Below are 7,815 nucleotides of genomic sequence, written 5' to 3' on the forward strand. Positions count from 1 at the left end.
TTGTATAATAAGGATAGCATGTAAATGCTATCCTTATTTTTGAGGTGTTATTATGAAGGAAATAAAAATTAATCTAAAAAATCCCTATAGCGTTATAGTTACATCTACCAATTCTCATTTGAATTTTTGGTTTGAACAGAAAAAGGTTGGTCAGTTATTTATAATAACTGACCAAAATGTTGATTCTATTTATGCAGATTATTTTAGAAGTTTTGAACAAAAAATAATAGGAAAGTATATCATTAAGCCTGGTGAAGATAGTAAAAGAATAGAAATAATTCTTGATATTTATAGAGCACTTTTAAAAAACAATGTTGATAGAAGGTGTACTTTGATTGCCTTTGGAGGAGGTGTAGTAGGAGATATTGCAGGGTTTGTAGCCTCAACCTACAAAAGGGGTACAAATTTAGTATATATTCCTACAACAATCATTTCTCAAACTGATAGCAGCGTTGGAGGTAAAAATGGATTTAATTTAGATGGAATTAAAAATATTATTGGGACCTTCTATCAGCCTAATTTGGTATATATAGATGTAAACCTTATAAAGACTTTAGACTATAGGAATTTTAAAAATGGTATGGCTGAGGTAATAAAATATGGATTATCTCTTGATGAAAATCTATTTAGATTTATAGAGGAAAATAAAAGGGCAATAAAGGAGAGAGAAATTGACAAATTAAAATATATTGTCTCTGAATGTGTTAAACTAAAGGCAGGAATAGTGGAAAGGGATGAATTAGATTTAGGAGAGAGACATATATTAAACTTTGGTCATACAATAGGGCATTCAGTAGAAACTATGTTTGATTTTAATATTCTACACGGAGAGGCAGTTGCAATTGGTATGGTTTATGAGAGTTATATAGCTCTTAAGAGAAAACTAATTTCTGAAGATATTTTTGATAGGTTAATTAAAATACTTGAGTATTTTGAGCTTCCAACAAATATAAATATTGATAATTATAAGAGGTTTAAGGATATTATATGTAAAGATAAAAAAAATGTGGATAATAATATAAAAATTGTTTTGCCACAGGGTATAGGTCGTGCTATAATAACAACTGATGTAAAAGCTGATACAATTGTACAAAATATACAAGAATATAATAGGAGGTTATTATGAGAATCGGTATCATAGGTGCAATGGATGAAGAGGTTATTAAGATAAAGGAATCAATGGAAGTCGAAAGAATAGAAAAGAAGGCAAGTATGGAATTTTATTTAGGAAAATTCTTAGGAAAAGAGATTGTTGTAGTTAGAAGTGGTATAGGTAAGGTTAATGCAGCTGTTTGTACTCAAATTCTTATTGATGATTTTAATGTTGATGCAGTAATAAATACTGGTATTGCAGGTGGAGTATACAGTGAAATAAATGTTGGAGATGTTGTTGTATCAACGGACCTTGTACATCACGATTTTGATACAACTGCCTTTGGATACGAAGTAGGTCAAGTTCCAAGGATGGAGGTTTATTCCTTTAAAGCTGATGAGAAATTAGTTGATATAGCAGTAAGAAGTGCAGAGGCACTAAAGGATTTTAAAGTATATAGTGGAAGGATTATATCAGGTGATCAATTTATTAATTCAAGGGAAAAGATAAAATATTTTAGAGAAAAGTTTAATGCCTATGCAGTTGAAATGGAAGGTGCAGCAATAGCACATGTATGTTATTTAAACTCTGTTCCATTTGTTGTTTTAAGATCTATTTCAGACAAGGCAGATGGAAGTGCCCACGTTGATTATCCAACGTTTATGAATAGAGCAATTGAAAATTCAATAGGAATTCTTTCTAATATGATAAGGGCAATGTAGGTGAAAATATGAAATTAAAAAGGGTTTTAAAGGATAAAAATGTAAATATAAAGCAGGAAAAACCTTTAATTATTGCTGGGCCTTGTAGTGTTGAAGATTACGATACAATGGACAAAATAGCGGCAGGTTTAAAGGAGTTAAATATTGAGTATTTAAGGGGAGGGGCATTTAAACCAAGAACCTCTCCCTATAGTTTTCAAGGTCTTAAGGATGAAGGTATTGAAATTTTAAAAAATATAAAAGAAAGATATGGATTTAAAATTGTTTCAGAGGTTTTGGACCTTCGTGATATTGAATATATGATAGAAGTTGTTGATGTGCTTCAGATAGGCACAAGAAATATGTATAATTATCCTCTTTTAAAAGAAGTTGGGCAGACTAAAAAGACAATATTATTAAAAAGGGCCTTTAGTGCAACAATTGAGGAGTGGCTAAATGCAGCAGAATATATAGCATTAGAGGGTAACGATGATATTATATTATGTGAAAGAGGAATAAGAACCTTTGAAACCTATACAAGAAATACGTTGGATTTAAATTCTATTCCTGTTATTAAGCAAAAAACAAAGCTAAAGGTTTTGGTTGATCCAAGCCATGGTACTGGGAGAAGGGAACTTGTGCGTCCTATGAGTAGAGCAGCTATTGCAGCAGGTGCAGATGGGCTTATTATAGAAGCACATATAGAGCCTGATAAGGCTTTTTCAGATTCGGAACAAACAATTGATTTAAAGGAATTGAAACTAATTATAGAGGAAACAAATAGAATATATATGTGTATTAATAAAAATTAAACTAAAGATAGTATTAGTTGTAATTACTAATACTATCTTTTTTATAAAATATTATAAATGACAATATCAAAAATGATAAGAAAAATAATGAATAAATTTAACTAACTTTTAAAAAATATATGTATGGAGGGAAAGTATATGGGAGAAGATAATAAAAAAACAGAAGAGCTTTTAAATAAAGTCTGCATCCAACTTGAGAAATCAAGAATAGGAGATTATGTTGATTTGATGCAAAATCCCTATAGAATGATAGCCTTAAATTTCTTTTCAGGGGTCGCAAGAGGTTTTGGGATTGCTTTTGGTTTTGCTATTTTAGGTGCCTTTGTTATATATCTACTACAAAAATTGGTAGTTTTAAACCTTCCTATTATTGGAGGATTTGTAGCAGAAGTTGTGAAACTTGTTCAATTAAATATCAAATAAGGAGATGATATTATGCAGGAAAACAGATTTGATAAATATAAAAAGATTCTTTTAAAGCAGAAGGAAGATATTTTACATACAATTAATCAGATGGAGCAAAATGGTATAAAAGAAGGACAAAGGGAGGAATTAAGTGAGCTCTCAACAATAGATAATCATCCAGCTGATATGGCAACAGAGGTATATGACAAAGAGAGAGGATATGCATTATTTGAAAATGAGAAGAATATTTTAGCTAAGATTGATGCAGCATTGAAAAATATTGAGGACGGTTCCTATGGAATATGTGAAATTTGTGGAGGAGAAATAGAAAAGGAAAGATTAGAGGCTATTCCCTATGTTTCTACCTGTAAAAAATGTATGAATGATAAGCTTGGATATAGCACAATAAAACCCGATAGACCAGTTGAGGAGGAGGTATTAGGGTTCCCATTTGGAAGAAGTTGTAGGGATGTAAGTGATGAGAATGAATACGATGGAGAGGATGCTTGGCAGGAAGTAGGTAATTTTAATAGGATGAAACATTCGAAGCTAAATTATGATGACGAGCAAATGCCAGGTACTGTTGAGTGGGTTGAAAACATAAGTAATCAACAATATAAAAATCAGTTGCCATAATAATGTTATAAAAAATACCACAAGGTAAAAATCCTGTGGTATTTTTTATAAAGTAAAAATCACAGTATTACGATTTTATAATAAGCATTTGACAATAACCAAAATAAGGTGTATTATGATAGTAGCAAATGCTAATAATATTATATGGAGGGGTAAATATGATAAATGCAGATATTTTAGTAATAGGTGGTAGTGCAGGAGGTATTTTAACAGCAACTACATCAAGAAGAAGGATTTGATTATGTTGTAGGAAAATTTGCAACAATGGATAAACATCCAGGTTCACTTCCTAATACAAGCAAAATTGAACTTAAGCTTATGTTCTCAAAAACTTCTGGAGTTTTAATTGGAGCACAAGTAGTAGGTGGAGAAAGCGTTGGGGAAATGATAAATATATTAAGCCTTGCAATTCAAAAGGGATTAACTGCTAATGAATTAAATACATTCCAAGTAGCAACACACCCGTTATTAACTTCTTCACCAATTGCTTATCCAATAAATGCGGCATCATTAGATGCTTTAACAAAAATTAATAATAAATAAAGAAGGTGGAAAAAATGAAGATAGTAATATCAGCAAAAGGGCAAGATATAAATGATTTAATGGATGTAAGATTTGGAAGATGTAGATATTTTCAAATTCATAATCTTGAAACAGGTGAATTTAAGGTATTAGAAAATGCAGGACAAAAATCCGGTGGCGGAGCAGGTATTGCAGCAGCTCAACAGATAATAGATGAAGGAGTAGATGTTGTAATAACTGGTAGCTTAGGACCTAATGCCTTTGATTTAATAAATAAGGCAGGTATTAAGGCTTATAAATGCGATGAAATAAGTATTAAAGAAGTTATTGAAAAGTTTAAAAATGGGGAATTACAAGAAATAAATATTGCAGGTCCATCTCATCATGGGATGTAATTTAGGAGGTAGTTGCCTTGAATATTGCAGTATTAAGTGGAAAAGGTGGAACAGGTAAAACCACAGTTTCCACAAATCTATCACTTGCATTGAATGCAAACTATGTGGATTGTGATGTAGAAGAACCTAATGGATTTTTGTTTTTAAAACCAAATATAGATAATGTTTATGAAGTGGAAGAAGAATATCCAGTAATAAATAAAGAAAAATGTGTTGGCTGTGGTATGTGTGTTAAAGTGTGCAATTTTAATGCACTTGCAAAGGTTAAGGATGATATATTGGTTTTTGATAAGTTATGCCACAGTTGTGGGGCATGCCAATATGTTTGTAAATTTGGTGCAATAGAATATAAAAAGAGGGTAATTGGAAGGATAGAATCTGGTAGTGCCTTTGGAATAAATATAAAGCAGGGAATACTTAACAAAGGAGAGCCAATGGCTGTTCCTGTTATTAAAAAAATGTTAAGTTCTATTAATAGGAATGAACTAAATGTAATTGATTGTCCACCAGGTACCTCCTGTAATGTTGTTAATTCATTGAAGTATTCTGATTTTGCTGTTTTAGTAACTGAACCTTCTAATTTTGGATTACATGATTTAAAACTTGCTATAGAACTTGTTAAGATGTTTAATATACCCTTTGGAGTAGTAATTAATAAAGATAATGGAGAGGAAAATATTATAAAAAAATATTGTATAAATAATAACATAAGAATATTAGGGACTATCCCATTTAACAAGAAAACTGCAGAACTATATTCAAAGGGTGAAATACTTTATTTTGATAGAGATCATAAAAATATTTTTGATGAATTGGTAAACAATATAAGGGAGGTGCTACCTTGGAGTTAGTAATTTTGAGTGGGAAAGGAGGTACAGGTAAAACTACAATTGCAACTGCTCTTTCAGAATTGGCAAAGGATGTAATGAGGGTAGATTGTGATGTAGATGCACCTAACTTTTATTTATATTATCAAGGGCAAGATGTAGAAAGAAAAGATTTTATAGGTAGTAAAAAGGCTTTTATAGATAAAAGTAAATGTGTTAAGTGTGGTATTTGTAAAGAAATATGTAGATTTGATGCAATAGATATAAAAAAGGATCAATATTTTGTAGATTCTTTTAGCTGTGAAGGTTGTGGTTTATGTACTATAGCCTGCAACTTTAAAGCAATATCAATGCAGGATGAGAAAACAGCAGATGTATATATTACAAAGATAGAGAAGGGTTTGCTATCAAGAGCTCAAATGGAAATTGGAGCTGATGGTTCAGGAAAGCTTATAACTGAGCTTAGGGAGAATGCAAAAAGATATAATAAGGAAAATAAATTAACAATAATAGATGGTTCACCAGGTATAGGATGCCCTGTAATATCCTCTATTACAGGAAGCAATGCTGCATTAATTGTTACAGAACCATCTAAATCGGGTTTAGAGGACTTAAAACGAGTATATTCTCTATGTAAACATTTTAAAATAATGACATTTGTTTGCATAAATAAATATGATATAAATATAGAAGTTGCAAATGATATTGAGGAGTTTGCTAATAACAATAATATAACAATTGTTGGCAAAATACCCTTTGATGAAAAGGTTATGGAATCTATTAATAATTTAAAACCTATAACTGAATACGAAGAGAGTAGAGCAAATAAAGCCATTAGAGAAATGTGGGAAATATTAAAATCAAAAATAAATTAAAGGAGGATTTAATATGAAGATAGCAGTAGCTTGTGAAGGTAAAAATATTAGTGCTCATTTTGGACATTGTGAAGGATTTATGGTTTATAACGTAGAGGGTAGTAACATAATAAATTCAGAGTTTAAAGAAAATCCAGGACATAGGCCAGGATTTTTACCAGTATTTTTAAAGGATTTAGGTGTAAATGTAATTATAGCAGGAGGAATGGGAGAAACTGCACAGATGCTCTTTAATGAAAATGGCATAGAAGTTATAGTTGGGGTATCTGGATTATGTGATGATGCGGTTTTAAGATATGTTAAAGGGGAATTAAAGTCAACAGGAAGCGTTTGTAGAGAACATCAGCACGAAGGACACTGTCATTAATATAAATATGATAGGATGTTGTTATGGAAGAATTAATTGAAAAGTATAAAAAAATTATTGAAGATGCAGGACAGAAATTTACAACACAAAAGAAAATTATATTAGATATTATCATAGAGGGAAATAGGCATATGTCTGCCAATGAAATTTATAATTTAGTTAAGGAAAAGAATATAGGCCTTGCAACTGTTTATAGAGCACTTAATTCATTTACGGAACTTGGTATATTGAAGGAGATAAAAATTGATAGTACAAGTTACTATGAATTGAAGATATATAGTGGCAAGGCTATGCATGTACATTTTAAATGTAGTAAATGTAAAAATATATTTGATATTGATGACAAAAATTTGATATTAGAATATATAAAATTAAATAATTTAGTAGAAAATAAATTTGGTGTAGAAATAAAGGATGCAGATATTATGCTTATTGGAGTATGTAGTAGATGTAGGAGTTGATAAATATCAACTCCTCAGGCTGTTAAAAAGTTATGTATTGATTACCCCCATGAAGGATTTCTTAGGCATTCGTTCATTTCGCTAATTAATTCTTAGCTTTTCTTTGTTTGAAAAAGTCCTACCCTCGCGGTGCCATCGTCCTGATGGCCGCTCGGCTCGGCACGTCCTGTGCCGAATTACGGACTTTCTCAAAGTCGAAAAGCTAAGAATTGCTAAAGCTCATGAAAGAGCCTTTTGAAATCCTTTCATGGGGCTTTTTCAAAATTTAGATAACAAGTGAGTTAGTAAACATTTTGATGGGTTGATAATATCAACTCCTTTTTTAAAATTAATATTGACATATGCCCAAAATAGTTTTATAATAAAGGTGTAATGAACATATGCCCAAAAGGAGGTTAAAGATATGCCAAGAAGAGATGGAACAGGTCCAAATGGAAAGGGACCAAGAACTGGTAGAGGATTAGGAAGATGTACAGATAATAATGGCAGCGTACAATGTAGAAGAGATAGACGTGGTAGAGGATGCGGCAGATTCTGTAGAAGAAACGAAAACTAAAAAGACCAATAAAAGTGCTGTGATGAGTGACTAAACTATAATTCTCTATGTCAACTATCACAGCACTTTTTACAGAAGTTTCGCAGATTAAAAAATAAATAGGGCGTAGCCCCTTGATATGTAATGGTTTAGATGAATAATAATTGAAATATGTAAATTCCGATT

Annotated in this window: 12 protein-coding genes; all 12 read left to right on the plus strand. The window is 31.1% G+C overall.

Annotated elements, in window-relative coordinates:
• Positions 1–52: 52 nt before the first annotated feature.
• Positions 53–1,126, plus strand: coding sequence for a 3-dehydroquinate synthase (gene aroB / locus BUB63_RS03180; protein ID WP_073247918.1), 1,074 nt, complete (start codon positions 53–55; stop codon positions 1,124–1,126).
• Positions 1,123–1,815, plus strand: coding sequence for a 5'-methylthioadenosine/adenosylhomocysteine nucleosidase (locus tag BUB63_RS03185; RefSeq protein WP_073247919.1), 693 nt, complete (start codon positions 1,123–1,125; stop codon positions 1,813–1,815). The genes aroB and BUB63_RS03185 overlap by 4 nt, the downstream gene beginning before the upstream one ends.
• Positions 1,816–1,823: 8 nt before the next feature.
• Positions 1,824–2,606 carry a 3-deoxy-7-phosphoheptulonate synthase gene (gene aroF, locus BUB63_RS03190; RefSeq protein ID WP_073247920.1) on the plus strand — a complete coding sequence of 261 codons (783 nt, stop codon included), beginning with the start codon at positions 1,824–1,826 and terminating at the stop codon, positions 2,604–2,606.
• 138 nt (positions 2,607–2,744) lie between these two features.
• The gene (locus BUB63_RS03195) at positions 2,745–3,029 is read left to right on the plus strand and encodes a DUF5665 domain-containing protein (RefSeq protein WP_027307393.1); all 285 of its coding nucleotides are present in this window, start codon (positions 2,745–2,747) and stop codon (positions 3,027–3,029) included.
• 12 nt (positions 3,030–3,041) lie between these two features.
• Positions 3,042–3,647, plus strand: coding sequence for a TraR/DksA C4-type zinc finger protein (locus BUB63_RS03200; RefSeq protein WP_027307394.1), 606 nt, complete (start codon positions 3,042–3,044; stop codon positions 3,645–3,647).
• A 264-nt stretch (positions 3,648–3,911) separates the two neighbouring features.
• Positions 3,912–4,190, plus strand: a complete 279-nt coding sequence (locus tag BUB63_RS03205) for a hypothetical protein (RefSeq protein WP_200790147.1) — start codon at positions 3,912–3,914, stop codon at positions 4,188–4,190.
• 14 nt (positions 4,191–4,204) lie between these two features.
• Entirely contained in the window at positions 4,205–4,564 is a 360-nt protein-coding gene (locus BUB63_RS03210; RefSeq protein ID WP_073247921.1) for a NifB/NifX family molybdenum-iron cluster-binding protein, read from the plus strand.
• A 17-nt stretch (positions 4,565–4,581) separates the two neighbouring features.
• Positions 4,582–5,415 carry an ATP-binding protein gene (locus BUB63_RS03215; RefSeq protein WP_073247922.1) on the plus strand — a complete coding sequence of 278 codons (834 nt, stop codon included), beginning with the start codon at positions 4,582–4,584 and terminating at the stop codon, positions 5,413–5,415.
• On the plus strand, positions 5,406–6,266 hold the full coding sequence (locus BUB63_RS03220) for an ATP-binding protein (protein ID WP_073247923.1): 861 nt from the start codon (positions 5,406–5,408) through the stop codon (positions 6,264–6,266). Before BUB63_RS03215 ends, BUB63_RS03220 begins: the two co-directional genes overlap by 10 nt.
• Positions 6,267–6,279: 13 nt before the next feature.
• Positions 6,280–6,633, plus strand: coding sequence for a NifB/NifX family molybdenum-iron cluster-binding protein (locus tag BUB63_RS03225; protein WP_073247924.1), 354 nt, complete (start codon positions 6,280–6,282; stop codon positions 6,631–6,633).
• A gap of 23 nt (positions 6,634–6,656) precedes the next feature.
• Positions 6,657–7,094 (plus strand): Fur family transcriptional regulator, encoded by a 438-nt coding sequence (locus BUB63_RS03230; protein ID WP_027307400.1) that lies wholly within the window; start codon positions 6,657–6,659, stop codon positions 7,092–7,094.
• A gap of 403 nt (positions 7,095–7,497) precedes the next feature.
• On the plus strand, positions 7,498–7,650 hold the full coding sequence (locus BUB63_RS13560; RefSeq protein ID WP_156897849.1) for a DUF5320 domain-containing protein: 153 nt from the start codon (positions 7,498–7,500) through the stop codon (positions 7,648–7,650).
• Positions 7,651–7,815 lie beyond the last annotated feature (165 nt).

The sequence above is a fragment of the Caloramator proteoclasticus DSM 10124 genome (genome assembly GCF_900129265.1).
In the GTDB taxonomy this organism is placed as follows: Bacteria; Bacillota; Clostridia; order Clostridiales; family Caloramatoraceae; genus Thermobrachium; species Thermobrachium proteoclasticum.